This is a genomic window from Williamsia sp. Leaf354, from assembly GCF_001424365.1.
In the GTDB taxonomy this organism is placed as follows: Bacteria; Actinomycetota; Actinomycetes; order Mycobacteriales; family Mycobacteriaceae; genus Williamsia_A.
On sequence record NZ_LMPL01000005.1, the window covers coordinates 347,168 to 371,571 of the forward strand.

General features: G+C 68.1%; 22 protein-coding genes. 11 read left to right on the forward strand and 11 right to left on the reverse strand.

Features of this window, described 5'->3' with window-relative positions:
• Positions 1 to 13 precede the first annotated feature (13 nt).
• From mmsB to ASG12_RS18325, 3 genes are read right to left on the reverse strand one after another with little or no spacing between them, the layout of a single operon-like run.
• Entirely contained in the window at positions 14 to 883 is an 870-nt protein-coding gene (gene mmsB, locus ASG12_RS18315) for a 3-hydroxyisobutyrate dehydrogenase (RefSeq protein ID WP_055792794.1), read from the reverse strand.
• Entirely contained in the window at positions 880 to 2,043 is a 1,164-nt protein-coding gene (locus ASG12_RS18320) for an acyl-CoA dehydrogenase family protein (protein ID WP_055792796.1), read from the reverse strand. The genes mmsB and ASG12_RS18320 overlap by 4 nt, the downstream gene beginning before the upstream one ends.
• Positions 2,040 to 3,560: a CoA-acylating methylmalonate-semialdehyde dehydrogenase gene (locus ASG12_RS18325; RefSeq protein ID WP_055792799.1), complete on the reverse strand. Its 1,521-nt coding sequence runs from the start codon at positions 3,558 to 3,560 to the stop codon at positions 2,040 to 2,042. The genes ASG12_RS18320 and ASG12_RS18325 overlap by 4 nt, the downstream gene beginning before the upstream one ends.
• Positions 3,561 to 3,687: 127 nt before the next feature.
• Here ASG12_RS18325 and ASG12_RS18330 point away from each other — a divergent pair, with 127 nt between their 5' ends.
• From ASG12_RS18330 to ASG12_RS18335, 3 genes are all read left to right on the forward strand, one after another.
• On the forward strand, positions 3,688 to 5,406 hold the full coding sequence (locus ASG12_RS18330; protein ID WP_055792802.1) for an AMP-binding protein: 1,719 nt from the start codon (positions 3,688 to 3,690) through the stop codon (positions 5,404 to 5,406).
• Between the two features lie 161 nt (positions 5,407 to 5,567).
• On the forward strand, positions 5,568 to 8,303 hold the full coding sequence (locus ASG12_RS21390) for a P-loop NTPase (RefSeq protein ID WP_162243440.1): 2,736 nt from the start codon (positions 5,568 to 5,570) through the stop codon (positions 8,301 to 8,303).
• 80 nt (positions 8,304 to 8,383) lie between these two features.
• Complete coding sequence (locus ASG12_RS18335) at positions 8,384 to 9,754, forward strand: FAD-binding oxidoreductase (protein WP_055792805.1); 1,371 nt, start codon at positions 8,384 to 8,386, stop codon at positions 9,752 to 9,754.
• A gap of 11 nt (positions 9,755 to 9,765) precedes the next feature.
• Here the strand turns inward: ASG12_RS18335 and ASG12_RS18340 are convergent, their stop codons facing one another.
• From ASG12_RS18340 to ASG12_RS18355, 4 genes are all read right to left on the reverse strand, one after another.
• Positions 9,766 to 11,178 carry a dihydrolipoyl dehydrogenase family protein gene (locus ASG12_RS18340; RefSeq protein WP_055792808.1) on the reverse strand — a complete coding sequence of 471 codons (1,413 nt, stop codon included), beginning with the start codon at positions 11,176 to 11,178 and terminating at the stop codon, positions 9,766 to 9,768.
• Between the two features lie 12 nt (positions 11,179 to 11,190).
• Positions 11,191 to 12,051: a DMT family transporter gene (locus ASG12_RS18345; protein ID WP_055792810.1), complete on the reverse strand. Its 861-nt coding sequence runs from the start codon at positions 12,049 to 12,051 to the stop codon at positions 11,191 to 11,193.
• Positions 12,052 to 12,061: 10 nt separating this feature from the next.
• Positions 12,062 to 12,955 (reverse strand): DMT family transporter, encoded by an 894-nt coding sequence (locus ASG12_RS18350; RefSeq protein WP_055793829.1) that lies wholly within the window; start codon positions 12,953 to 12,955, stop codon positions 12,062 to 12,064.
• 106 nt (positions 12,956 to 13,061) lie between these two features.
• Positions 13,062 to 14,018: an esterase/lipase family protein gene (locus ASG12_RS18355; protein ID WP_055792813.1), complete on the reverse strand. Its 957-nt coding sequence runs from the start codon at positions 14,016 to 14,018 to the stop codon at positions 13,062 to 13,064.
• A 123-nt stretch (positions 14,019 to 14,141) separates the two neighbouring features.
• Here ASG12_RS18355 and ASG12_RS18360 point away from each other — a divergent pair, with 123 nt between their 5' ends.
• A complete protein-coding gene (locus tag ASG12_RS18360; protein ID WP_156378177.1) occupies positions 14,142 to 14,438 on the forward strand; it encodes a hypothetical protein in 297 nt (98 codons plus the stop codon).
• Entirely contained in the window at positions 14,435 to 14,923 is a 489-nt protein-coding gene (locus tag ASG12_RS18365) for a SixA phosphatase family protein (protein ID WP_055792819.1), read from the forward strand. The genes ASG12_RS18360 and ASG12_RS18365 overlap by 4 nt, the downstream gene beginning before the upstream one ends.
• 6 nt (positions 14,924 to 14,929) lie before the next feature.
• Here the strand turns inward: ASG12_RS18365 and ASG12_RS18370 are convergent, their stop codons facing one another.
• Together ASG12_RS18370 and ASG12_RS18375 are read right to left on the reverse strand one after the other, a co-directional pair.
• The gene (locus ASG12_RS18370; RefSeq protein WP_055792822.1) at positions 14,930 to 15,877 is read right to left on the reverse strand and encodes an NAD(P)/FAD-dependent oxidoreductase; all 948 of its coding nucleotides are present in this window, start codon (positions 15,875 to 15,877) and stop codon (positions 14,930 to 14,932) included.
• 4 nt (positions 15,878 to 15,881) lie between these two features.
• Positions 15,882 to 16,790 carry an alpha/beta hydrolase family protein gene (locus ASG12_RS18375; RefSeq protein ID WP_055792825.1) on the reverse strand — a complete coding sequence of 303 codons (909 nt, stop codon included), beginning with the start codon at positions 16,788 to 16,790 and terminating at the stop codon, positions 15,882 to 15,884.
• Between the two features lie 90 nt (positions 16,791 to 16,880).
• Between ASG12_RS18375 and ASG12_RS18380 the strand changes: the two genes are divergently transcribed.
• Both ASG12_RS18380 and ASG12_RS18385 read left to right on the forward strand, forming a co-directional pair.
• Positions 16,881 to 17,321, forward strand: coding sequence for a hypothetical protein (locus ASG12_RS18380; RefSeq protein ID WP_055792828.1), 441 nt, complete (start codon positions 16,881 to 16,883; stop codon positions 17,319 to 17,321).
• A gap of 38 nt (positions 17,322 to 17,359) precedes the next feature.
• Entirely contained in the window at positions 17,360 to 18,040 is a 681-nt protein-coding gene (locus tag ASG12_RS18385) for a type 1 glutamine amidotransferase (protein WP_055792831.1), read from the forward strand.
• Positions 18,041 to 18,048: 8 nt separating this feature from the next.
• On the opposite strand, the gene ASG12_RS18390 is transcribed toward ASG12_RS18385, so the two are convergent.
• Both ASG12_RS18390 and ASG12_RS18395 read right to left on the reverse strand, forming a co-directional pair.
• Positions 18,049 to 18,954, reverse strand: a complete 906-nt coding sequence (locus tag ASG12_RS18390; RefSeq protein WP_055792833.1) for an undecaprenyl-diphosphate phosphatase — start codon at positions 18,952 to 18,954, stop codon at positions 18,049 to 18,051.
• Between the two features lie 69 nt (positions 18,955 to 19,023).
• Positions 19,024 to 20,139 (reverse strand): DNA polymerase IV, encoded by a 1,116-nt coding sequence (locus ASG12_RS18395; RefSeq protein WP_055792835.1) that lies wholly within the window; start codon positions 20,137 to 20,139, stop codon positions 19,024 to 19,026.
• Between the two features lie 143 nt (positions 20,140 to 20,282).
• Between ASG12_RS18395 and ASG12_RS18400 the strand changes: the two genes are divergently transcribed.
• The 4 genes from ASG12_RS18400 (at position 20,283) to ASG12_RS18415 (ending at position 24,284) form a co-directional block, all read left to right on the forward strand.
• The gene (locus ASG12_RS18400; protein WP_235457536.1) at positions 20,283 to 21,254 is read left to right on the forward strand and encodes an alpha/beta hydrolase; all 972 of its coding nucleotides are present in this window, start codon (positions 20,283 to 20,285) and stop codon (positions 21,252 to 21,254) included.
• A gap of 97 nt (positions 21,255 to 21,351) precedes the next feature.
• The gene (locus ASG12_RS18405) at positions 21,352 to 21,798 is read left to right on the forward strand and encodes a VOC family protein (protein ID WP_055792837.1); all 447 of its coding nucleotides are present in this window, start codon (positions 21,352 to 21,354) and stop codon (positions 21,796 to 21,798) included.
• An 18-nt stretch (positions 21,799 to 21,816) separates the two neighbouring features.
• Positions 21,817 to 23,163: a glutamine synthetase family protein gene (locus ASG12_RS18410; protein ID WP_055792840.1), complete on the forward strand. Its 1,347-nt coding sequence runs from the start codon at positions 21,817 to 21,819 to the stop codon at positions 23,161 to 23,163.
• A complete protein-coding gene (locus ASG12_RS18415) occupies positions 23,163 to 24,284 on the forward strand; it encodes an amidohydrolase family protein (protein WP_055792843.1) in 1,122 nt (373 codons plus the stop codon). Before ASG12_RS18410 ends, ASG12_RS18415 begins: the two co-directional genes overlap by 1 nt.
• The last annotated feature ends 120 nt before the right edge of the window (positions 24,285 to 24,404 follow it).

The window sequence follows — 24,404 nt, forward strand, 5'->3', positions numbered from 1 at the left end:
CGTTGCGCAGCGGTCAGCGCAGGGTCTCGATGATGGCGCTGAAGTCCTTGCCGCCGTTGCTCTCCGCGAATGCGGCATAGATCTCGGCGGCATGGGTGCCCAGAGGTGCGGTGGCACCGGTGGAGCTGACTGCGTCCATGGCCAGACCGAGGTCCTTGTGCATGAGGGCGGTCGCGAAACCTGGGCGGAAGTCGTTGTTCGCGGGCGACGTGGGGACCGGGCCGGGTACCGGACAGTTGGTGTGCACCGACCAGCAGTTGCCGGTGGCGCCGGTGATCACGTCGAACAACGATTCCGCCGACAGTCCGAGTTTCTCGGCCAGCACGAACGCCTCGCCGACGACGATCTGCTGCACGGCGAGCACCATGTTGTTGCACACCTTCGCCGCCTGGCCGCTTCCGGGACCGCCGCAGTGGATCACCTTGCCCGCCATGGGTTCGAGGACGGGTGAGGCGGCGGCGAACGCGTCGTCGATTCCACCGACCATGAAGGCGAGGGTTCCGGCGACCGCGCCTTTCACGCCACCGGAGACCGGGGCGTCGACCTGGGCGAAGCCGAATTCCGCGGCGAGGGTGTTCATGTCACGGGCGTCGTCGACGGAGATGGTGGAGCTGTCGATGAAGACCGCCCCGTCCTGGGCGACGGGGAGGATCTCCGCGTACGCCGACCGCACCAGTGCACCACTGGGCAGCATCGTGATCACCACCGCGGCCCGTTCGACGGCCTGGACGGCGGTCTCGGCGAGCAGGACACCGTTCTCGGCGGCAGCGGCCGCCGCGGCGGGCACCGGGTCGTATCCGGCGACGGTGTGCCCGGCGGCGACGAGATTGGCGGCCATGGGTCCACCCATGTTGCCCAGTCCGAGGAACGCGATGGTGGTCATGGGTTCTCCTTGGCGATGGCACGGCCTATGACCATGCGCATGATCTCGTTGGTTCCCTCGAGGATTCGGTTCACCCGCAGATCGCGGACGATCTTCTCCAGCCCGTAATCGTGCAGGTACCCGTAGCCGCCATGGAGCTGCAACGCCTGGTCGGCGACGGTGAAACACCGCTCGGTGACGAAGCGTTTCGCCATCGCGCAGCTCGTCACCTTGTCGGGGTGGTCGGCGTCGAGGGCGGCCGCGGCGTTCCACAACATCAGGCGTGACGCCTCGAGGTCGATTGCCATGTCGGCCAGGGCGAAACGGATGGTGGGTTCGTCGATGAGACTGCCTCCGAAGGCCTCCCGCTCACGCAGGTACCGGCGGGTGCGAGCCATCGCGTCCTGCGCTCCGCCGAGCGAACACGCCGCGATGTTGATGCGGCCGCCGTTGAGACCGTTCATCGCGATACCGAAGCCCGTCCCCTCGCCGGCATCGCCGCCGACCATGTTGGCCGCGGGGATGCGGACGTCGTCGAACACGACCGCAGCGGTCGGCTGGGCGTGCCAGCCCATCTTCTTCTCCTGCGCGCCGAAGGACAGCCCGGGTGTGCCGTTCTCGACGATGAAGGTGGAGATGCCCTTCGGACCGTCGCCGCCCGTGCGTGCCATCACGATGTAGACATCGGATGTACCTGCGCCGGAGATGAACTGCTTGACACCGTTGAGCACGAAATCGTCGCCGTCTCGGTCGGCGCGGGTCCGCAGGGCCGCCGCATCCGACCCCGCGGACGGCTCGGTGAGGCAGTAGCTGGCGATGGACTCCATGCTCGCCATCCGCGGAACCCACGTCGCCCGCTGCTCGTCCGTCCCGTAGCGGTCGACCATCCAGGTCGCCATGTTGTGGATCGACAGGAATGCCGCGGTGGTCGGGTCGGCGGCGGCGAGCTCGGTGAAGATCCGCACGCCGTCGAGACGCGTCAGCCCGCTGCCACCGAACTCCTCGGAGCAGTAGATCGCCGCCATCCCCAGTTCCGCCGCCTCGCGGAGTTCCTCGGCGGGGAAGTGTTTCTCGGCATCCCAGGCGAGCGCGTGCGGAGCGATCCGTTTCGCGGCGAACGCCGCGGCGGTATCGGTGATCACGCGGTCGTCGGCCGACAGCGTCGCGTCGAGGACGCTCACTGCATCGTGGGGATGGAGAACTCGGCCCCGTCCTTGATGCCCGACGGCCATCGGGTCGTGATGGTCTTGACCTTGGTGTAGAACTGGATCGCGGCCGGCCCGTGCTGGTTGAGGTCACCGAATCCGGAGCGCTTCCAGCCGCCGAAGGTGTGGTACGCCACCGGAACCGGGATCGGGACGTTGACGCCCACCATGCCGACCTGGACCCGCGCGCAGAAGTCGCGGGCGGCGTCGCCGTCCTGGGTGAAGATCGCGACACCGTTGCCGTACTGGTGATCCGACGCCAGCGCGAGCGCCTCCTCGTAGTCACCGGCCCGCACGATGCACAGCACCGGGCCGAAGATCTCGTCGGTGTAGATCGACATCTCCTTGGTGACGTGGTCGAACAGGGTGGGTCCGATGAAGTAGCCGGCCTCGAGCTGCTCGTCGCCGAAGGTGAGGTCGTCGCTGGCGCGGTCGCGTCCGTCGACGACGAGGTCCGCGCCTGCGTCGACGCCCTGACCGATGTAGTCGCGCACGCGCTCGAGCGCAGCGCCGCTGACCAGCGGGCCGTAGTCGGCCTTCGGGTCGTGGCTGTGACCGACGCGCAGCGCGGTCACACGGTCGATCAGCCTGTCGCGCAGGCGGTTCGCGGTCTCCTCGCCGACCGGGACGGCGACGCTGATCGCCATGCACCGTTCACCGGCGCTGCCATAGCCGGCGCCGATCAACGCGTCGACGGCCTGATCGAGGTCGGCGTCGGGAAGGATGATCATGTGGTTCTTGGCGCCGCCGAAGCACTGCGACCGCTTGCCGTTCGCCGCGGCGGTCTCGTAGATGTACTGCGCGATGTCCGACGACCCGACGAATCCCAGCGCCTGGACGTCGGGGTGGGTCAGCAGGGCGTCGACGGCGACCTTGTCGCCGTGGACCACCTGGAAGACCCCGGCGGGCAGTCCCGCCTCGAGGAACAATTCCGCCAGCCGCAGCGGGACCGACGGGTCGCGCTCGCTCGGCTTGAGGATGAAGGCGTTGCCGCACGCCAACGCCGGGCCGGCCTTCCACAGCGGGATCATCGCGGGGAAGTTGAACGGCGTGATGCCGGCGACGACACCAAGGGGCTGGCGGACCGAGTGCACGTCGATGCCCGTGCCGGCCCCCTCGGTGAACTCGCCCTTGAGCAGGTGCGGGATCCCGATGGCGAACTCGATGACCTCGACACCACGCTGGATGTCGCCGTGGGCGTCGGCGATGGTCTTGCCGTGCTCGATCGACAGCAGCTCGGCGAGCTCGTCGGCGTTCTGGTTGACCAGGTCGACGAAACGCATCATCACCCGCGCCCGCTTCTGCGGGTTCCATGCGGCCCACACCCGCTGGGCGGCGACCGACGACGCGACGACCTCGTTGACCTCGTCGACCGAGGCGAGAGGGACCGTCGCCTGCACCGCGCCGGTGGACGGGTTCATCACGTCGGCGCTCCGTCCGGACGTGCCCGGCCGACGTGCACCGTCGACGAAATGCGGGATCTCTGAGGTCATGGTGTGTCTCCGACTCGATGTGGTGAGAGTGGGCGGGGTGTGTCCCCGATCACGGTATACTTGCATATCCTAGTGTTTGCCCGCCAGGTGTCCAACCCGGCCGAAAATCCGACTCCAGAGGTGGCCCGTGTCCCATTCGCAGGAATCCAGAACCGAGACCTTCCGTTCGGCGCGCGACCTCCTGGTGCGCCACGCCGACGACTACGAGACCGCGGTCGCCGAGTTCCGGTGGCCGCAGTTCGACGAGTGGAACTGGGCGCTCGACTGGTTCGACGCGATCGCCCGCAACGCCGACGGGTCGCCGAACGAGGCACCGGCACTGTGGATCGTCGAGGAGGACGGCAGCGAATCGATCCACAGCTTCGCCGACATGAGTACCCGCTCCACGCGGGTCGCGGGGTGGCTCGACGGACTCGGCGTCGCGCCCGGTGACCGCATCCTGCTGATGCTGGCCAATCAGGTCGAACTCTGGGAGGTGATGCTCGCGGCGATGAAGATCGGCGCCGTCGTCATCCCCGCGACCACGTTGCTCTCCGAGGCCGACATCGCCGACCGCATCGACCGCGGCGGTGTCGCCCACGTGATCGCCCGCAGCGAACTCGCGCCCACCTTCGACGCGGTCGGCGCCCGTCACACTCGGATCGCGGTCGGCGACGCCGTCGACGGCTGGACCTCCTACGCCGACTCCGCCGACGCGCCACCCGAGTTCACGCCGAGCCACACCACCCGCGCCGACGACACGCTGCTGCTGTACTTCACCTCCGGCACCACCTCGAAGCCGAAGTTGGTGGAACACACCCACGTCTCGTATCCGGTGGGCCACCTGTCGACGATGTACTGGATCGGTCTGCGCCCCGGCGACATCCACCTCAACGTCAGCTCCCCCGGCTGGGCGAAGCACGCGTGGTCGAACGTGTTCGCGCCGTGGAACGCCCAGGCGTGCGTGTTCATCTACAACTACGCGCGGTTCGACGCGAAGGCGCTGATGGATCAGATGCAGCGCTGCGGCGTGACCAGCTTCTGCGCCCCGCCGACGGTGTGGCGCATGCTGATCCAGTCCGACCTGTCGCATCTCACGACCCCGCCGCGGGTGGCGGTCGGCGCCGGGGAGCCGCTCAATCCGGAGGTCATCGACCGCGTGCGCCGGGCGTGGGGGGTCACGATCCGCGACGGCTTCGGACAGACCGAGACCACGGTGCAGATCGCGAACTCGCCGGGTCAACCACTCAAGGACGGATCGATGGGCCGACCGTGCCCCGGCTACCGGATCGAGCTCGTCGACCCCGCCACCGGGACCCCGGGCATCGACGAGGGCGAGATCTGCATCGACCTCGCGCACCGGCCGCTCGGACTCATGGTCGGCTACCACGGCGACCCCGAACGGACGGCGACGGCGATGGCCGGCGGCTACTACCACTCCGGCGACGTCGGCAGCCGCGACGCCGATGGCTACATCACCTACGTCGGCCGCACCGACGACGTCTTCAAGTCGAGCGACTACCGGATCAGTCCATTCGAGCTGGAATCGGTTCTGCTCGAACACGATGCGGTCGCCGAGGCCGCCGTCGTACCCGCCCCCGACGAGCTCCGTCTGTCGGTGCCGAAGGCGTACATCGTGCTGGCCCCGGGCCACGAACCCACCGAGGAGACGGCCAACGCGATCTTCGCCCACAGTCGCGCCCAGCTCGCCGGCTACAAGAGGGTCCGCCGCATCACCTTCGCCGAGCTGCCCAAGACCATCAGCGGCAAGATCCGTCGGGTCGAACTGCGGGCGGCGGAGGTCGCCGGTGACGTCGCCGAGTTCCGCGAGGAAGACGCGCGTTCCGCCGGTGCGAACCGCGGTTAGCATGATGTGATGACTGACGAGATTAGATGCCATCCGACAGTCGTCGCTGTAACGAAACGCGACCGGGATAACCACACTTAGGGCTTCTTCGGAATTTGGCGGGTTAACCTATTACACACTGCCCGAGGGGCGCTGTTGTCTATATTGAGCCGAGGTGTCGATTGCCGTCGTTAGATGATTTCCATGCCCGTTTGCGAACTGCAATCATTGATGCTGATCGTCAAATACACTTCATCATCGGCGCCGGAATGTCGAAAGGCGCAGTCCCAGACGTCCGGGCAATGGTAGAGATATTCATAAACGCCTTGCCCCCGGCTGAACGAAAATCCGTTCGCCAGCTGGTCGAGCCTCTTAGCCCAGGTGCCGAACAGTACCAAGAGGCCGCCAGCTTACTGCTCGCTCGCGGGGGGGCCAAGCGTGTCCGCGAGGCGCTTTGTGTTGCAACCCTCAAGGCGAGCCTGGTTGAACCAGAGCGACTGGCAAATATTCTCGAAAGCTTGTCCACAAACGAATTGCGACAGATCGAGAAAGATGAAAATCTTTGGCGAATTACGGATTCCCACCGCGCGTTCGCTGGCTTCTACGCGATGCTCCCTTCCAATATTCGCGGGCATATTTACACCACAAATTTCGACCCTTTGATCGAGGTCGCGCTCGCCGCTCGCGGAATGGAGTGCGAGCCTCTGCCTATCGCGGGTACAGCCATGCCCACCCGGGAGCAACTGGCCGAGAAGACCGCAACACCCGTTTTCCACCTTCACGGTTTCTGGCGATCTTCGAATAGCCTACATACAACCGCCCAATTAGCGCGGGTAAGGCCAGCGATAGAGCAGCTGATTAACCAATCCTTCTCCAATTCAATCATTATTTCCGTCGGATATGGCGGTTGGGAAGACGTATTCATGCGCGCCCTCAAATCAGCGATTGTGGACGGGCAGCTCTACGATTCCGAGTTATGCTGGACCGTATATTCGCAGGACCATTCGTCTATTCAGAAACATCCCGAACTCGCAGGCCTATACGGACTTCCTGGCTGCAATTTCTACTTCGACGTAAGTGGTCAGAACGCCTTTACGCTGCACGATTTAGGGCGCGAATTCATTGATGAGATTTCGGCCGGTGACCAGGCGTCACCGGACGGGTATACCATCATTAAACCAAGCGAGGAAGTCAGGCGCGGCGCATTCAGGGACGCGGAAAATCTCTCTTTCATCGACGGTTACGACCCGGAATGGCGTGATGCTGTACCGGATGTTTGGCCAGCGCTCACAGCGACTACAGACCTAGCTAACAAGGCGCGAAACAAGCTGCAAAACCTCTCAGGATGTGTCGCAGCAATCGGCCCGATTGGCGAAGGTAAATCGCTGGCTTTGAGGCAGGTCGCACTCACCCTCGCTGCAGAGCGCGAAGATTGGACGTTCCTTTGGCGCGAACACGGTGCCCCGCGCCTTACGGGCGAGTGGCTGAAGGACGCCTGGAACCGTTTCGGCGCAATCTGCGTAATGGTCGATTCAGCAGACCTAATAATCGAGGAGGTGGCATCAGCGTTTTCTGCCATCGCCGAGCAGGAAGGTATCGTCCTCCTAGTGGCCTGCCACGATCGCGTCTGGTGGACCTCTGGTCGCGCGATCGCGGCGAAAGCCGTCGATGTACTGTTCCACGGAATCACGAATGCCGACGCGATGGGCATTGCAAAAAAATGGTCTGAGCTAAATGCGCTCCCGCCCGCCTTTGCATTGCTGCCTCAAACGGACGCCATCGAAAAAACTGCGAGCAAGCTGTACGCAAATTCGCGGGGAATCGAGGGATCCAACGAAACAACGTTGATTGGCGCGATTCTGTCTACCAGGTCGGCCGAGGGATTGCAGAATCGCATTGGGGATTTGCTCGATAAATTCTCTTCGATTCTCCTACTCGAAGACGAATCCATCACGATGCTTCATGTTTTCGGCGCAATTTGCGTTATTCAAGACGTACATGACCCAGACGGGACCAGGGGCCAAGGGATAAGTCGCGAAGTTTTGGCAGCCCTCGTTGATGCGAACGGCGACTCTCCGAACACGAAAATAATTACTATCCTCGGACGCGAAGCGTTGGTTACATTCGCTGGCGAGCGAATCTACTGCCGCCACGCCTCAATTGCTCATCATGCGGTTCTGAGGCTCCGTCTTTTGGGTGAAATGAGTCGTGTTTGTTGGCTTATCGGACGAGCAGGCGCCCGAATCCGCGCGAAGGGCGAAGTTAACAGAAACCTCTGGACTTCTGCATATCAAATTTCGAAGTCACTAGCAGATCCCGATGAGGCGCTGGCAGCGGCTGATGGCGTCTTGCGAGGCGCTCCGAAGAGCTTTCAAGCCCGTCTCGACAGAATTACAGTCCTCAGGGGGAAAAAGCCCCAGTACGCTCTCGATCAGGCAAAAGTTACATTGCGCAACCGATCGGAGTTTGACGACGTCGATGAATGCATCAGAATATTCCTAAATGAGGTAGCAAGGTGTGCCATTCAGGTAGGGGAGCCTGAATCGGCACTAGGTGCGGCCGCCATTGGGCTCGGTGGGCGTTTTCGATACGAGCTCGGAACGTCCCCTACAGGTTACTTTTTCAAGTCGTTTCTGGATGCCTCGATGATGCTTCGGCGACAGAATGGCCCGCGTTCTAGTAACATACCTGAGTTGTCATGGGGGGCCGCCCGATCTTTCTGCTCCTCCACCGAACAGCGTCAGGTGGCGGGAACTCATGCCGTCTCGGAACTTCAGATTGAACAGTCCTCGTCCTCGATTCTGGCTAGCCTTCAGCGAGAACTCCTGCCGTTTGCGCGATCTGCGGCCGTCGATCTGTCAGTCCAACAGCATTTCGCGGGAAGTTTGAACTTCTCGTGGCTAGGCACAAATAAGTGAAGACAGTCGCAAGACGACGGTGTGGACGGTTCGCGATCGCAATGGCTATGCCAGTTGCGAACCGCGGTTAGCCTGGGGTCATGACGCGCACACTCGCCCTCGACGACCTCATCGCGGCGCTCCCCGAGGGGATGGTCGTCACCGATCCGGACATCTGCGGCGGGTACCGACAGGACCGCGCGCTCGACCCCGACGCGGCGATCCCGCTGGCCGTGGTGCGTGCGGAGTCGACCGACCACGTCGTCGCGGCCGTGCAGTGGTGCGCGGCGAACCGTGTCGCGATCGTGCCCCGCGGCGCGGGCACCGGTCTGTCGGGCGGGTCGGGTGGCGTCAACGGCGCGATCACGATCTCGACCGAGCGCATGCGCGCCATCGAGATCGACCCCGTGATGCGGGTGGCCGTCGTCCAGCCAGGGCTCCTCAACGCCGAGGTGAAAGCCGCTGCCGTACAACACGGCCTGTGGTATCCGCCCGACCCCTCGTCATTCGAGATCTGCTCGATCGGCGGCAACGCGGCGACGAACGCCGGTGGGTTGTGCTGTGTGAAGTACGGCGTGACGACCGATTACGTGCTGGGCATGCAGGTCGTGCTCGCCGACGGTCGTGCCGTGCGGCTCGGCGGTCCGCGCCTGAAGGACTCCGCGGGGTTGTCGTTGACGAAACTGTTCGTCGGCAGCGAGGGCACCCTCGGCATCATCACCGAGGTCACGCTGCGACTGTTGCCGCCGCAGCCGGCCGCGTCGACGGTGGTCGGCAGTTTCGCCAGCGTCCACGACGCCACCGAGGCGGTGCTCGCGATCACCGATCGGATACGTCCGGCGATGCTCGAGTTCATGGACTCCGTCGCCATCAACGCCGTCGAGGATCACCTGAAAATGGGCCTCGACCGCTCGGCCGGCGCGATGCTCGTCGCCCAGAGCGACTCCCCCGGCGCTGCGGCCGCCGAGGAGATCGCCGTCATCACAGCGGCATTCGAGGCGAACAACGCCTCCGAGGTGTTCGCCACCGACGACGCCGACGAGGGTGAGGCGTTCACCGTGGCCCGACGCGTGGCCATCCCCGCGGTGGAGAAGCTCGGGTCACTGTTGCTCGAGGACGTCGGGGTGCCGCTGCCGAAACTGCCCGACCTCGTCGACGGGATCGCGGCGATCGCCGCCCAGCGCGAGGTGATGATCTCGGTCATCGCCCACGCCGGCGACGGGAACACCCACCCTCTCATCGTGTTCGACCCCGACGACACCGACCAGGCCGCCCGCGCGCAGGTCGCGTTCGGCGAGGTCATGGATCTCGCGATCGGGCTCGGCGGCACCATCACGGGCGAGCACGGCGTGGGTCGGCTGAAGAAGCCGTGGCTGCCCGATCAGGTCGGCGCCGACGTCATGGACATCAGTCGTCGCATCAAGGACGCCCTCGACCCCCACCACCTGATGAACCCCGGCACCATGTTCTGACCGGCCGCGATCTAGTAGCCGAAGTACTTCTCCAGCAGTCGAAGCCAGATCTCGCTGCCCGTCGGGTACGACGGGACGGCGTGCCAGAGATCGTCGACGGTGACCTTGCCGACGATGGCGATGGTGGCCGCGTGGATGAGCTCACCGACCTCGGGGCCGACGAAGGTGGCGCCCACGAGCGTGCGTGTCTCGTCGTCGACGACGATCTGCGCGGTGCCGGTCGCGTCGTCGCGCAGCAGTCCGATGCCCGATGCGGCCGTGATCGGCTGGCTCACCACGGTCACCGGCCGTCCACGCTCGCGCGCGTCGCGGGCGGTGAGCCCGGTGCTGCCGACCTGCGGATCGGTGAACACCGCCTGCGGCACCGGCACGTCGTCGCGGACCGGCGGCGGCGTGCGGCCCTCGGCGCGGGCCGCGATACGCGCACCGACGACACGCGCCTGGTACTTACCCCAGTGGGTGAGCATCGGCCCGAACGACACGTCGCCCACGGCGTACAACCAGTCGTGGCCGCCCGGGTCGACCGCGGACAGATCGGACGGATCGTCGATGCCGACCGAGTCGAGACCCAGTCCGTCGGTGGCGGGTGTGCGGCCTGCGGCGACGAGGATCTCGGCGGCGGTGAGGTCCTCACCGTCGACAGACACGGTGACCGGACCGCCATGGGCGACACCGACCGACGAGCCGTCACCGGCGTCGGGGGTCACGTCGTCACGCCGTGGGTCGGAGATGCTGACACCGGTGCGCACCTCGACGCCCGCCGCGCGCAGCCCCTCGATCACCGCCTCACCGACGAAGTCGTCGAGGGCGCCGAGCACCTGTCCGCGCACGAGCATCGTCACCGCGGTGCCCAGCGCGTTCATCCACGTCGCCGCCTCGCAGGCCACCACGCCGCCGCCGATCACGATGAGCGACTCGGGTACCTCGCGAACGCCCGTCGCGTCGCGCGACGTCCAGGGGTGCAGGTCGGCGAACACGCCGGGGATGCTGGCGGTGCTCCCGGTCCCGAGGACCACCGCCTGCCGCGCGGTCAGGGTGCGTTCGCCGTCGTCGGTGGTGACCCGGACGGTGCGGTCACCGGCGAGCGCGCCGCGGCCGGAGATGACGTCGATGCCGGCACCCTGGGCCCACGACCGCTGTCCGGAGTCGTCGTAGCCGCTCACCCAGGTGTCACGCCGCGCGAGCAGGGCGGCGGTGTCGAGATCGCCGACCGACACACCGTCGAGGTGTCGACCCGCGGCGGTCACCTCCACCGGCCGCAGGAGCGCCTTGCTCGGCATGCACGCCCAGTAGGAGCATTCGCCGCCCAACAGATCGGCCTCCACGATGGCGGCGGTGCGGTCGGATCCGGCGATGGCGAACTGGGCGGCCACCTCACCGGCGGGCCCACCGCCGATGACGATGACGTCGTAGGTGTCGTTCATCGACCCAGCCTGCTACGCGATGAGCTCGCTGTCACGGGGGGTCGTCGACGCGGGCGTGTCGACACCGCGTACCGCCGACAGGGTGGCGAGGGTGATGACCGCGCGGACCATGACGACGAGCACGATGACCATCACGGTGGTCTGCCACCAGCCGACGACGACCGCCTCGCCCAGCAGGGTCACGCCGAGCGCCATCGACACCGCGGGTTCCATCACCGTCATCGCCGGGAACGAGGTCTGCAGTTCACCGGCGACGAAGCTGCGCTGCTGGGCGACGACGCCGCCGATCGCGACGACGACGAACAGATAGACCTCGGGGCGCGCGTAGAGGTTGAGCGGATCGTGCAGCGCCACGTAGACGACGGTCTTGATGAGCAGTGCGCCGATGCCGAACAGCGTGCCGGCGACGAGGCCGTAGAACAGGGCGCGGTTGTGGTCGCTGGATCGTTCGGCGATCACGACCAACACGATCAGCAACGCGATGATGGCGGCGATCGTGGCGACGATCAGGGCGTGGTCGGGTCGACGATCGACCTCGCGGGGGTCGGCGATGAGCAGGAAGATGCCGACGCAGGCGACGAGCACGCCACCCCACGCCCACTCGTAGCGGCTGGGGTGCCGGTGATCGAGCCACGCCTCGAGCGGCAACGCGAACAGCACCGCGAGGACCACCAGCGGCTGCACGAGCAGGATCGATCCGAGGCCCAACGCCGCCGCCTGCAGGCCGAACCCGCCGAGCGCGATACCCGCGCCGAGACACCACACGAGCGTGATCGCGCCGCCCTCGCACGAGGCGCGTTGACGCAGCACGGTTCCCGCCGCGATCAGCGCTGCCGCGCCGACCGCCAGCAGCGCGGGGAGCCAGGTGTGCACGAGTTCGAGGTTAGTGGCCGGCCCGGGATGTGCCACCCAGGGAAACGCCCGTGGCGTTCGCGGACACGAGTTCCGGCGGCGCCTCGAACTCCGTTTCGCGAGCTGCGGCGTGCTTGGCCAGCACCACCACCGCATAGAACATGAGGATCAACACACCACCGGCGAACACGCCCTCGACGACATCGACGTCGGCGCGCTCACCGAGCAGGAGCACGCCCAGCGCCATGGCGACCGCGGGTTCCATGACGGTCATGGCCGGGAACGAGGTCTGCAGGTCGTGGGCAGCGAAGGCGAGCTGTTGCGCCCACACCGACCCTCCCGCGACGACGACGATCAGGTAGAGCTCGGGGTGGACGAAGATGTGCGCGATCCCGTCACCCATCTGGGTCGTGACGCCCTTGACGAGGAACGACTGCACGCCGGTCAGCAGCCCCGACGCCGAACCGAAGAGCAGCGCCCGGTAGTGCAGCGACACGAACTTCGCGCCCACCACCAGTCCGGCGAGGACGACGAGGACCGCGACGACGGTGCCGACGAACACCCACGGGCCCGGGGAGGACTCCGACGGGGTCGGCATGGCGATCAGCACGAACGCGGCGATGCACAGGGTGAGGACGATGCCCCACTTCCACTCCTGGAACGTGAGCCGCCGATGGTCGAGGTAGGCCTCCATCGGCAACGCGAACAACACCGACAGCACGATGAGCGGCTGCACCAACAGCAGGGTGCCCAGCCCCAGGGCGACGGCCTGCAGCGCGAACCCACCCGCGGCGATGAGCACCCCCAGCCACCAGCGCCGGGTGATGCCACCGGTCGGCGTCGACGACCGCTGCCGCACCAGGGTTCCCGTCGCGACCAGCAACGCCGACAGCACGGCGAGCGTCGCGGGCAGGAACAGGTGCATCGCGCCCACGCTACTGGCCCACACGGGGCGCCGCGCCGTCCTCGGGGGCCCGGGATCGGATTCTCAACGAAGTCTTATCGAGCACCCCGGACAGGTGTGCGACCGATCACCCGACGATCGGCAGGACCGGCAGGCACGGAACGGGCCGCGGGTGTGCGGGATCGAGTGCGTTGAGGACGTAGGTCGCCGCGCGTCGCGACGCGGCGACGGCGACATGGTCACTGTGGTCGACCGAACACCCGTTCTGCACAACGATGTTGGTGACGTCGTCGCCGGGCCGGCCCGCCACCTGACCGGACGTGTACGGGATGACCGCTTCGTCGTACATGGTGGAGATGTTCGTGTACGCGATCCCCGGGACGTAGGGGCCGCCGCCGGCGTTGACCTTCGCCAGCAGCGCCGACCCGGTCTGCATCTGGCCGCACGCCGCGCACACGGGCAATCCGGTCTCGGTGATCCCGAGACGCCGCGCCACCACGCCCGCCTGTGCACCCACCGCACCGCCGGTGCCGTTCCACAGCGGTGCGATCGACACGTACCGACCGACCGAGGACGCACCGCCGAGATATCTGACGAACCAGGTCGGCATCAGGGTGCCCTGCGAGTGGCCGACGATGTCGACCTTGGCCGCTCCGGTGGCCTGACGGACACGGTCGACGAAGGTGCGCAGCTGCGCGGCGCTGGTCTCGATGCGCCCCATGCCCCCGACCTGGTCGAACGGCGCGATCGACGTCACCGTGCCGTAGGTGAGGGCGAACACGCAGTAGCCCTCGTTGCGGAGCAGCGGGACGTAGGTGCCCCAGTTGGTCATGCTGCCGCCGCCGGTGCCGTGGACCAGGACCACCGGATTCGGGTGTTCGGCCGTCGGTCGGCACCGGAAGTCGTTCGATCCGGGCAGCGATCCACCGGGGTGGCCCAGCGCGTAGGGGATGCCGGAGAAGAAGTTGTACGACACCGGGAGCGGGGCCGCACTCGCCGGTGCGACCGACGCGGTGACCGCACCCGCCGCGAGCAGGAAACCGAGGATCGTCCGCACCAGACCCGAACTAGAACGTGTTCTCATCCGCGGAAGGTAACACTCCGCCATCGGGGGATGTCCACGATCGCGGGACGCACCTGCCGCGACTTCGCGCCACGCCGTGGCAGGTGTTTCGCCGATGTCGGTCATCGGATCTACCGTCATCGGGTGGCATCACGCAGGACGGGAACGCGCGGGATCTCCGACGAGTTGGAGCGACTCCTCACCCTGTCGCGCGCGCAGATCGACCGTGCGCTGACCGACGACGGTGCCCGTGACGGCCTGATCGAGCTGAGTCTCGACGAGGATCTCGAACTCCGTGAGGCCGCGGCGGCGGCACTCGATCGCGGCGACGACGAGCACGCCCGGGCCTGCGAGCAGGAGGCGTCGGCGTGGCGACACACCGCGCGGCTCCTGCGTGGGGAGCCCGGTTCGGATCGGTCCGTGCGATCGCGCACCGCATGACGCGCACGCTGATCCTCATGCGGCACGGCAAGTCGGGGTACCCCGAGGGCGTCGGCGACCACGAACGTCCGCTCGCCGAACGTGGCATCGCGCAGGCCACTCTCGCCGGCGAATGGTTCGCGCGTGACGGCCTCACCGTCGACGCCGTCGTCTGCTCGACTGCTACCCGTACCCGCCAGACGCTGCAGTGCACGGGGGTCGACGCCGCCTCGGTCGATTTCGTCGATGACGTGTACGGCGGTATGCCCGAACACATCCTCGCCGCCATCCGCGATCACGTGCCCGCCGACGCCGAGACGGTGTTGGTGGTGGGTCACGAACCGGGGATGCCCGCGACCGCCGTCACCCTCGACCCGTCGGCCGACATCGACGGGTTCCCGACGTCGGCCTATGCGGTGCTGCGGATCTCGGTCCCGTGGGATCAGATCGGTGCGGCCGCCGGATCCGACACCGCGACGCTGGTGTCGATGAACATCCCCCGCTAGGCGAACTCAGGCGTCGCGGCGCGCGATGATCGCGGCCGCGAGATCGGCGCCCGAACGCCACGCACTCTCGACCCGCGGCGACCCCTCCGGGCACCACTGGTCTCCCGCGAGACCGACGAGCCGACCGTCGATCTGCTGCAGGGAGTGGGTGGCGTCGTGGGCGCCGGTCGGCTTGGCGAACGTCCAGCGGTGCGCGTGGGTCCACTCGATCGCCGACCGGCCGATCCCGAGCAATTCGGTCACCGCGTCCTCGACCTCTCCGATCACCTCGGTGGGATCGTCGAGGTGGGCGGCCGCGAGGTCGGGTGTGGTGTGGGCGACGAACACCGCCGCACCGTCGCCACGGCGCGAGCCGTCGTCGGCGATGAACGACACCGACGGGTGGTCGTTGACGAACGCGGCGTGGGTGAACGGCAGGTCCCGCATCGACTCCGGCTCGAATCCGACGGCGACCGCGATGACCGGGTCGTAGCCGACCGGCTCGGCGATCTCGGTCAACCGCGCGGCCTGCGGATCGGGCATCGCGATCACGACGTCACCGTCGGGCAGCGCGTCGAGGTCGGCGGTGGTGACCTCGATGTCGCCGAGGACGTCGCGGACGAGCGATCGCAGGCCACCGGGGGTGGCCCAGCGCATCGGACCGGTCGAGGTCGAGGGCTGATCGTCGGCGGCCAGCACCCCGAAGGTGTCGGTCCACTCGCGGGCCAGACCGCGGTCACGCCACTCCCCGACCACCGCCTCGAAACCGTTGTCGCGCACGGTGAAATACCCGGCCCCGACATCGACCCGGCGGCCGTGCAGCTCGGGGGAGGCCATCCGTCCCCCGGGGGCGCGCCCGCGGTCGAGCACGCGCACCGGCACGCCCGCGACGACCAGCGCGGCGGCACACGCCGCGCCCGCCATCCCCGCACCGACGACGGTCACCGGCGTGCCCAGGGTGTGTTCGGTGCTCATCGATTCACCGTACGTGCTGTGACCACACGTGCTGGGGCCATGGGTTCTCGCCGTCGAGCAGCCAGCGCAACGAGTCGGCCCAGAAGTCGTCGCGGTGACGACTGTGGAACAGCCCGAAATGTCCGATGGCGCTGCGGCCGAGCGCATCCGGTGACAGCTGGACGAACTCGTGCGGCGCGGCGGGCAGGTAGTCCAGCACCCGCAGGACGGCCGCGGGCGTGGCGTACTCGTCGTCGGTGGTCGCGACGGCGAGGACGGGTGCGGTCAGGGCTGCGGCGACGGCCACGACGTCGGCGCGTTCGGCGCGGGGGTAGTTGTCCTCCATGCGTGGGCGACGGCGCGCGCACTCCATCGCGACGCCGCGCGGCAGATCCTCCATCCAGCCGAGACGCCGCGCCGGGAAATAGCCGCACGCGAGGGTCAGCAGCGGACCCACCACGCGCCAGCGCCAGATCAGTCGACGCCGCGCCCAGGGCGCGAAGTCGCCTCGCCACGCGTACTGGCCACCGACGCTGAGCACGCGCGCGATATCGGTGTTGCGCGGCGCCCACAGCGGCACCACCCCACCGACGCTGTGCCCGACCACCGAGATCGGCGCGCCGGGCCATCGGCGCCCGGCCTCGCCGAGCACCGCGTCGAGATCTTTCCGGCCCCAGTCCTGCCAGCGACATCGCATGCCGCGCAACCGGTTCGGCCGCGAGTCCCCGATACCGCGGTAGTCGAAGGTGACGACGTCGAAACCGGCGCCGGCGAGGAACGCCGCGTAGCGGTGGTAGTAGCGGGCGAGCACGCCCGTCGCGGCGGTGATGATCGCGACCCCCGGCCTCGCGACGGAGGTGTCGGAAGCGGGCCAGTGGTGGCCGTGCAGCACGAACCCGTCGTCGCAGGTGATCTCGATGGGGACGGCGGTCATGCGCGCGAGGACGCCGGTCGGTCACTCGCGATGGTCACCGGTTCAGCGTATCCGCGGCCGCTGTCGCATCGGCCTCCCTAGGATCGCGGCATGACGATCACCCACTCCGCCGTTGACACCGTGACGAAGAAGCTGTCCCGGAAGTCCCGCTCCACCGACCGCGCGAAGACCGTGCTCCCTCTGGTCCTCGGCGGTGGCCGTGCCGCGCTGGGGCTGTCGATGCTCCTGGCACCGGCCAAGACCAATGCACTGCTCGCCGGCGCCGACGCGGAGCTGCCGATGATGAAGGTGACCACGAGGCTGTTCGCGGCGCGCGAGGTCTTCGTCGGCGGCGGTGTGTTGGCGGCGACGTCGGCGAGTCCGGCGGTGCTCACCTCCACCATCGAGGCCGGCGTCGCGCTGGATGCCGTCGACGCCGTGTCGTTCGCCGTCACCAAGGGGGTGCCGCTGACCACCCGTCTGCTGACCGTGACCGCGGCCGTCGGCTACGCCGCACTCGGGATCTACACGCTGCTGGTCCTCGAGGACTGAACCCTGCCCGTCGCGGGTGGTGCTGCGAGGATGGAGCGGTGACCACCGCACTGTTCCTCGCCCACGAAGACGACCGTGAACGCGGACGCGTCGAGGCCGGATCACTGGCCGACACCACCCGCGCCCGCGGCTTCGACGTCGTCGTGGCCCATCCCGGCGATGACCTGCCCGACCCGACGAGCGTCGACTTCGTGACGGTGCTCGGGTCGGCGCACGCCGCCGACGACGACTCCCTGCCGTGGCTGGCGCCCGAACGCGCCTACGTGGCCGCCGTCGTCGACGCCGGCACGCCGGTGCTCGGGGTGTGTTTCGGCGGTCAGCTGCTCAGCCGCGTGCTCGGTGGTGTCGTCACGCGCTCGCCGCACCCGGAGGTCGGGTTCGTGACGGTCGAATCGACCCGCGACTTCATCGACGCCGGGCCCTGGATGCAGTGGCACTTCGATCACTTCACCGTGCCGCCCGGTGCCGAACTGATCGCTGACAACGCCAGCGGCGCACAGGCGTTCGTCTCCGGCCGGAACCTGGGCCTGCAGTTCCACCCCGAGATCTCCGCGGGGTCGTTCGCGGCGTGGCGCCTGGGCTGGACCCGCGAGTCCGAGCTCGAGGTCGAGCGCGACTTCGGCATCGACGTCGACGACCTCGCCGACCGCATCGCCCGCGACGCGACGACCCTCAGCTCCCGGTGCGGCCGACTGCTCGACGGGTTCCTCGCGTTGTAGATCCGGGCTCAGGCGAACAACGCGATGCTGATCCCGCCGGCGACGAGGCAGTAGGCGACGAACGGGTAGAGCGTGCGCGTGCGGAAGAACCGCGCGAGGAACGCGACGGCGGCGAGCGCGGCAACGAACGCGCACACCGACCCGACCAGCACCTGCCCGCCGATGCCGTCGCCGGCCGGTCCGAACAGCTCCGGGATCTTCAGCACACCGGCGGCCGATATCACCGGCGTGGCGAGCAGGAACGCGAACCGCGCGGAGTCCTCGTGGTCGAGTCCGCGCAGGATGCCGCCGGAGATCGTGGCGCCCGACCGCGAGATGCCCGGCAGCAGCGCGAGGATCTGGAACGCGCCGATCAGCGCGCCGTCGGGATAGCTCAGATCGGTGACGTCGTCCTTCGCGTGTCCGGACCCGCCGGCGCCCGAGGTGGCGTGCCTGCCCGAGGTCGCCGATGTCCGGCGGCGCAGCACCTCGGCGGCGAGCAGCACCAGACCGTTGAGGAAGAGGAACACCGCGGCGATCAACGGCGTCGCGAACACCTCGCGCAGCGGTTTCTCGGCGACGAGCCCCACGATGCCGACCGGGATTGTCGCGATCACGATCAGCCACCCGAGCTTCGCCTCGGGAGTGTCCACCGAGCGGGTTCGCAGCGAGCCGATGAGTCCTCCGATGATCGCGACCCAGTCGCGGCGGTAGAACACGATCAGCGCGAGCGCGGTCGCCACGTGCAGCGCGACGAGGAACGCGAGGAACGGGGTGTGCCCCGGGCTGTTCGACTCGGTGACGAGCTTCTCCCAGCTACCGCCGATCCAGGCCGGGACGATCAACGAGTGCCCGAGGCTCGACACCGGGAACAGCTCGGTGACGCCCTGGAGGAGTCCCATGACGACGGACTGCGTGTAGGTCAGCGTGCTCACGGGAGCCATCGTGGCCTCCCGCACGCGGCCGTGTCATATCGCCGGGGCGACTTGTCGCGAAGGTCGCGATCACGTGTCCGGATCGGTCAATTCGAGTCGGACACCGAGCAATCGGACGGGTCGGTCGAGGTCGAACTTGTCGAGCAGCACGTGCACGGAGGGCTCGATGTCGGCGAGCGACGTCGTCGGTGCGGGGAGCTTGCGCGACTTCGTGCGCGTGAAGAAGGTCGTGGTGCGCACGGTGACGGCGACCCGGAACACGACGCGCCCCTCGGCCACGATCTGGGCGAGCAGGGCATCGGTGAGCTCGGCGAGCCGGCCGTGCATCTGCGCGACATCGGTCAGGTCGGTCGGGAACGTGTGCACCTTCGAGTGCGACCGTGCCGGTTCTGGTTCGGTGGTGATCGTGCCGTCGCCGCCACCGCGCGCCAGCACATAGAGCCAGGTGCCCTGGTGCGGACCGAACATCTCGATCAACGTCTGCCGCGGTGTGTCCACGAGGTCGTCGACGGTGTCGACGCCTGCGGCGGCGAGCTTCGCCGCGGTCTTCGGTCCGACGCTGTGGAGGTCGCGGGTGGGGCGCTCACCCATCTCGGCCATCCAGTTCTCGCCGGTCAGCACGAACACCCTCGCCGCGGGGTCGCCGTCGACGGGATACTTCTTCGCGATGTTGGTGGCCATCTTCGCGCGCTGCTTGTTGTCGCTGATCCCCACCGCGCTGCGCAGTCCGGTGGCCGCGGCGACCGTCTCGCGGATCGCGGCCGCGACCGGCACCGGATCGTCGGCGTCGACACCGACATAGGCCTCGTCCCACCCCCACACCTCCACCGGATGCCCGAGCGAGGCGATCGCCTCCATCACCCGTGCCGACGCGGCGTCGTAGGTCGCGTGGTCGGTCGGCAGGAACACCGCGTCGGGTGATCGCTTCAGCGCCGCCCGCATCGGCATACCCGCCCGCACCCCCAGGTCACGCGCCTCGTACGACGCGCAGGTCACCACGGTGCGCGGTTGTTCCGGGTCACCCGAACCGCCCACGATCACCGCGACACCCTCCAGACCGGGGTCGCGGATGCGCTCCACCGACACCTGGAACTGGTCGAGATCGACGTGGAGGATCCACCGGTGACGCGCCGACGGTGACGCGGCCGGGGGCGACGCACCACCTGTGAGTTCGGGGACCTGCACAGCCCGATTGTCCCCCGTATGCCATCCTCCACGGGGGAGTCCGTACGGGCGGGGATGCACGAATGCGGACGAATCGTGGAAAAATCTGCCTGCGAATCAAAACAGGAGTGGTGTGTGTGATGACGTCTGAGGGTGGCCGAACGATGACGCGAACCGGTGTGATGTCCCGACCGCGGCCGCTCGTCGGCCTGATCGTGTCGCTGCTGCTGGCCGTCGGCATGCTCGTCGTCGGGACCGGCACCGCCTCGGCATGGGGCCCCAACCCCGCCCCCACCTTCCGCGCCGCGAAGATCGACGGCTACGGCATGGGCGACCCGGTCATCCGCACCTGGGCCTCGACCACCACGAAGCCGTCGGCCGCACCGACCATCATCTTCCTCGATGGCCTGCGTGCACGAAACGACGTCAACGGCTGGGAGAAGGAGACGAACGTCGCCTACCTCAGCCAGCGCGGATACAACGTCGTCATGCCCGTCGGCGGGCAGTCGAGCTTCTACGCCGACTGGGACAACCCGAGTCCCAGCGCCGGCCAGACGCGTCCCTACCGCTGGAACAGCGTGCTCACCGGCAGCCTGCCCGCCTACCTGAACTCGCTGGGATTCTCGCGTAACCGCAGCCTGGTCGGCCTGTCGATGGCGGCCAGCCCGGCGATCATGCTGGCGACCACCCGCCCCGACCTCTACTCGCGGGCCGCGTCGATCTCGGGCTTCCCGCACCTCACCGCACCGGGCATGCAGACCATGTTGCGCGCGGCCGCGATCGATTCCGGCCGCTTCGATCTCAACAACATGTGGGGCATCTTCCCCAACGTGCGCGCCTTCCAGAACGACCCGCTCCTCAACGTCGGCGCGATGCGCGGCAAGCATCTCTGGATCTACGCCGCCGCGGGCGTCTGGAACGGGCCGCCCACCAGCGTCGCCACCTTCGGAACCGGTCTGTCCGGCTCGGCGCTCGAGGTGGTCTCGATGGAGCAGTCGCAGACCTTCGCCCTCGCCGCGCGCGCGGCCGGCGCGAACGTGCGCAGCAGCTTCTGGCCCATCGGCATCCACGCCTGGGAGTTCTGGCAGACCGAGATCGGGCGCATCGAGCGTGCCGGTTGGTTCCGCAACGGCTGAGCCGAACCGTTTCGAGATCGCGGTTCATCGAGGACCGTATCTGTCCTCGATCGTCGAGAGACTGGTCACACCAGTTCATCGACGAGAGGACCCGATCATGACCAGCAGTGTCGACAGCCCCACGAGCGCAGCCACCGTCCCCGGCGGCCCTTGGACGCTCGAGGTGATCACGCTGCCCGTGTCCGACGTGGATCGCGCCAAGGCCTTCTACACCCGCGTCGGCTTCACCGCCGACCATGATCAGGTGGTCCCGGCCGGCTCCCCGGGCAACGCCGGCGACACCGACATCCGGTTCGTGCAGATGACGCCGCCCGGTTCGGGCTGCTCGATCACGTTCGGCGTCGGACTCGTCGAGGGCGAACCGGGATCGGTCAAGGGCCTGATGATGTGCGTGACCGACATCGAGGCCGTCCGCACCCATCTGCTCGACGCCGGCATCGACGTCAGCGAGGTCGCGATCGAGCCGTGGGGCCATTTCGTCTACTTCGCCGATCCCGACGGCAACGCGTGGTCGGTGCAGTATCTCCCCTACCGACACGGCTGACGGGGCAGACTGTGGCCCATGGCATCCACCACTGATGACGCCCTGGGCCGACTCCGCAGCGCCGGAACGCAGTTCCTCGTCGGGACGGTGGTGAACCCGGCCGGACTGGTCCACGCCAAGACCGTCGACATCGACCGCGCCGAGGGTTTCGCCGAGACCGGTCTCGGTGTCAGTCCGGTGTGGCACGTGTTCACCACCGACCGCGTCGGTATCGCCTACACCGATCGCTTCGGCGCCGTCGGCGACGAACGCATCCGCGTCGATCTCGGGGCCGCACGCGTGATCGGCGACGGGATGGCCTGGGCACCGGCCGATTTCGTGGACCAGGACCTGGCGCCGGTCGCCGCGTGCGCGCGAACCACGCTGCGGCGCACCACCGAACGCCTCGCCGAGCGGGGGCTGACGACACTGGTGGGCCACGAACTCGAGTTCGGGTTGTTCGGCCCCGACGCCGCGCCGATCCCGGCGACGCTGTGGGCGCAGTACGGCCTGGCCGGGGTGCTCGAACACGAGGGCTTCGTACGCGACGTCCTCGCCGCGGCTCGCGACGCCGACGTCGACATCGCGCAACTGCACCCCGAATACGGCGGCAACCAGTTCGAGGTGTCGCTGAGTCCCCTGCCGCCGGTCGCCGCGGCCGACCAGCTCGTCGCGGCCCGGCTCGTCATCGGTCGGGTCGCCCGGCGGCACGGACTGCGCGCGTGTTTCTCGCCCAAGCCGATCGCCGACGGTGTCGGCAACGGTGCGCACCAACATTTCTCGCTCGCCGGCGCCGACGGTCCGCTGTTCTCCGGGGGCGACGGTCCGCACGGTCTCACCGACACCGGCGCCGCGGCCATCGGCGGTGTCGTGGCCGGCCTGCCCGACATCCAGGGCGTCCTGTGCGGCTCGATCGTGTCGGTGCTGCGGATGCTGCCGGGTTACTGGGCCGGGGCGTACGCGTGCTGGGGCACCGAGAACCGCGAGGCCGCGGTGCGGTTCATCGAGGCCCGCCCGGCGAACCCCCACGGGGCGAACGTCGAGGTGAAGATCGTCGACCCGTCGTCGAACCCCTACCTCGCGACCGCGGCCATCCTCGGCACCGCGCTCGACGGCATCGACCGCGGTCTCGCCCTGCCCCCGGAGACCCTCGTCGACCCCGCGTCGCAGACCGACGCGCAACGGGAGTCGGCCGGGACCGTGCTGCTCCCGGTCGATCAGGGCGCCATCATCGACGCCCTCGACGCGTCGAATGTGGCCCGCGCCGTCCTCGGTGACGACGTCGTCGACGCCACGGTCGCGGTGCGACGGTACGAGGCCGAGAACTTCGGTCACCTCTCCCCCGGCGAGATCGCCGAGACGTTCCGGATGACCTGGAGCGTCTGATGGGTGCGATCGCCGAGCACGCCGCGTCGGTGTCGCTCATCGACCACCACGTGCACGGGTTCTGGGCCTCCGCCGCCCCCGGTGATCCCGATGCCTCCGACATCCGGTTCGCCTCGGCGCTCCTCGAGGCCGACACCGCCGGAGTGCGGTCGCTCGACGACGGCTTCGACACCCAGGCGGGTTTCGCGGTCCGTGCACACTGCGCACCGCTGCTGGGCCTGGAGCGTCACTGCTCTCCGGTCGACTACCTGCGCCGCCGCCGCGAGCTCGGCGAGACCGGTGTCGCGAACACGCTGCTCCCCGCGGCCGGCGTCGCACAGTGGTTGGTGGACACCGGTTTCGACATCGGCCTGGTGTCGCCCGACGACCTCGCGGCGGCCGGCGGGGGTGTCGCACACGAGGTGGTGCGCCTGGAACAGATCGCCGAGGAGGCCGCGGCCGCCGCCGGTGGCTACGCCGAGGCGTTCGTCGAGATCCTGCACCGCCGGGCGGCGGGTGCCGTCGCCACGAAGTCGATCCTCGCCTACCGGGGCGGGTTCGGCGGTGACCTGTCCGACCCGCCGCCCGCGCTGGTGGAACTCGCCGCACAGCGCTGGCGCGACGAGGGCGGCCGACGGGTCACCGACCGGATCCTGCTGCGGTTCGGGCTGCATCGCGCGCTCGAGCTCGGGTTGCCGCTGCAGTTCCACATCGGTTTCGGTGACCGCGACGCCGACCTCGCGGCCTCGAATCCGTTGCTGCTGAACGACTTCCTCCGCAGCAGCGGCGCCACACCGATCATGCTGCTGCACTGCTATCCCTTCGAACGCGAGGCCGGGTACCTCGCGCAGGCGTTCGGCAACGTGTATCTCGACGGCGGCCTCGCCATCCACCATCTCGGCGCACGGTCGGGGGCGTTCATCACGCGTCTGCTCGAGATGGCGCCGTTCTCGAAGCTGCTCTACTCGTCCGACGGCTGCGGCCCGGCGGAGTTCCACCACCTCGGCGCGGTGTTGTGGCGGTCCGGGATCGCCCGCGCGGTACAGGGTTTCGTCGACGCCGACGAGTGGTCTCAGCTCGACGCGACACGCGTGATCGACATGATCGCCCACGCCAACGCCAGGCGCGTCTACCGCCTCTAACCCCGCCGACCGTGCCACAGTTCGCCGCCGACCGTGCCAGAGTTTCCCGCCGACCGTGCCAAAGTTCGCAGCCGACTGTGCCGATGACATCGATGGATCCATGCGAGGCTGCCGCGCGTC

Excerpts from the sequence above, each read along its gene's own strand:
- mmsB (WP_055792794.1), bottom strand. The coding sequence starts at position 883 with ATGACCACCATCGCGTTCCTCGGACTGGGCAACATGGGTGGACCCATG.
- ASG12_RS18325 (WP_055792799.1), bottom strand. The coding sequence starts at position 3,560 with ATGACCTCAGAGATCCCGCATTTCGTCGACGGTGCACGTCGGCCGGGC.
- ASG12_RS18335 (WP_055792805.1), top strand. The coding sequence starts at position 8,384 with ATGACGCGCACACTCGCCCTCGACGACCTCATCGCGGCGCTCCCCGAG.
- ASG12_RS18340 (WP_055792808.1), bottom strand. The coding sequence starts at position 11,178 with ATGAACGACACCTACGACGTCATCGTCATCGGCGGTGGGCCCGCCGGT.
- ASG12_RS18350 (WP_055793829.1), bottom strand. The coding sequence starts at position 12,955 with ATGCACCTGTTCCTGCCCGCGACGCTCGCCGTGCTGTCGGCGTTGCTG.
- ASG12_RS18355 (WP_055792813.1), bottom strand. The coding sequence starts at position 14,018 with ATGAGAACACGTTCTAGTTCGGGTCTGGTGCGGACGATCCTCGGTTTC.
- ASG12_RS18365 (WP_055792819.1), top strand. The coding sequence starts at position 14,435 with ATGACGCGCACGCTGATCCTCATGCGGCACGGCAAGTCGGGGTACCCC.
- ASG12_RS18370 (WP_055792822.1), bottom strand. The coding sequence starts at position 15,877 with ATGAGCACCGAACACACCCTGGGCACGCCGGTGACCGTCGTCGGTGCG.
- ASG12_RS18375 (WP_055792825.1), bottom strand. The coding sequence starts at position 16,790 with ATGACCGCCGTCCCCATCGAGATCACCTGCGACGACGGGTTCGTGCTG.
- ASG12_RS18380 (WP_055792828.1), top strand. The coding sequence starts at position 16,881 with ATGACGATCACCCACTCCGCCGTTGACACCGTGACGAAGAAGCTGTCC.
- ASG12_RS18400 (WP_235457536.1), top strand. The coding sequence starts at position 20,283 with ATGACGCGAACCGGTGTGATGTCCCGACCGCGGCCGCTCGTCGGCCTG.
- ASG12_RS18405 (WP_055792837.1), top strand. The coding sequence starts at position 21,352 with ATGACCAGCAGTGTCGACAGCCCCACGAGCGCAGCCACCGTCCCCGGC.
- ASG12_RS18410 (WP_055792840.1), top strand. The coding sequence starts at position 21,817 with ATGGCATCCACCACTGATGACGCCCTGGGCCGACTCCGCAGCGCCGGA.
- ASG12_RS18415 (WP_055792843.1), top strand. The coding sequence starts at position 23,163 with ATGGGTGCGATCGCCGAGCACGCCGCGTCGGTGTCGCTCATCGACCAC.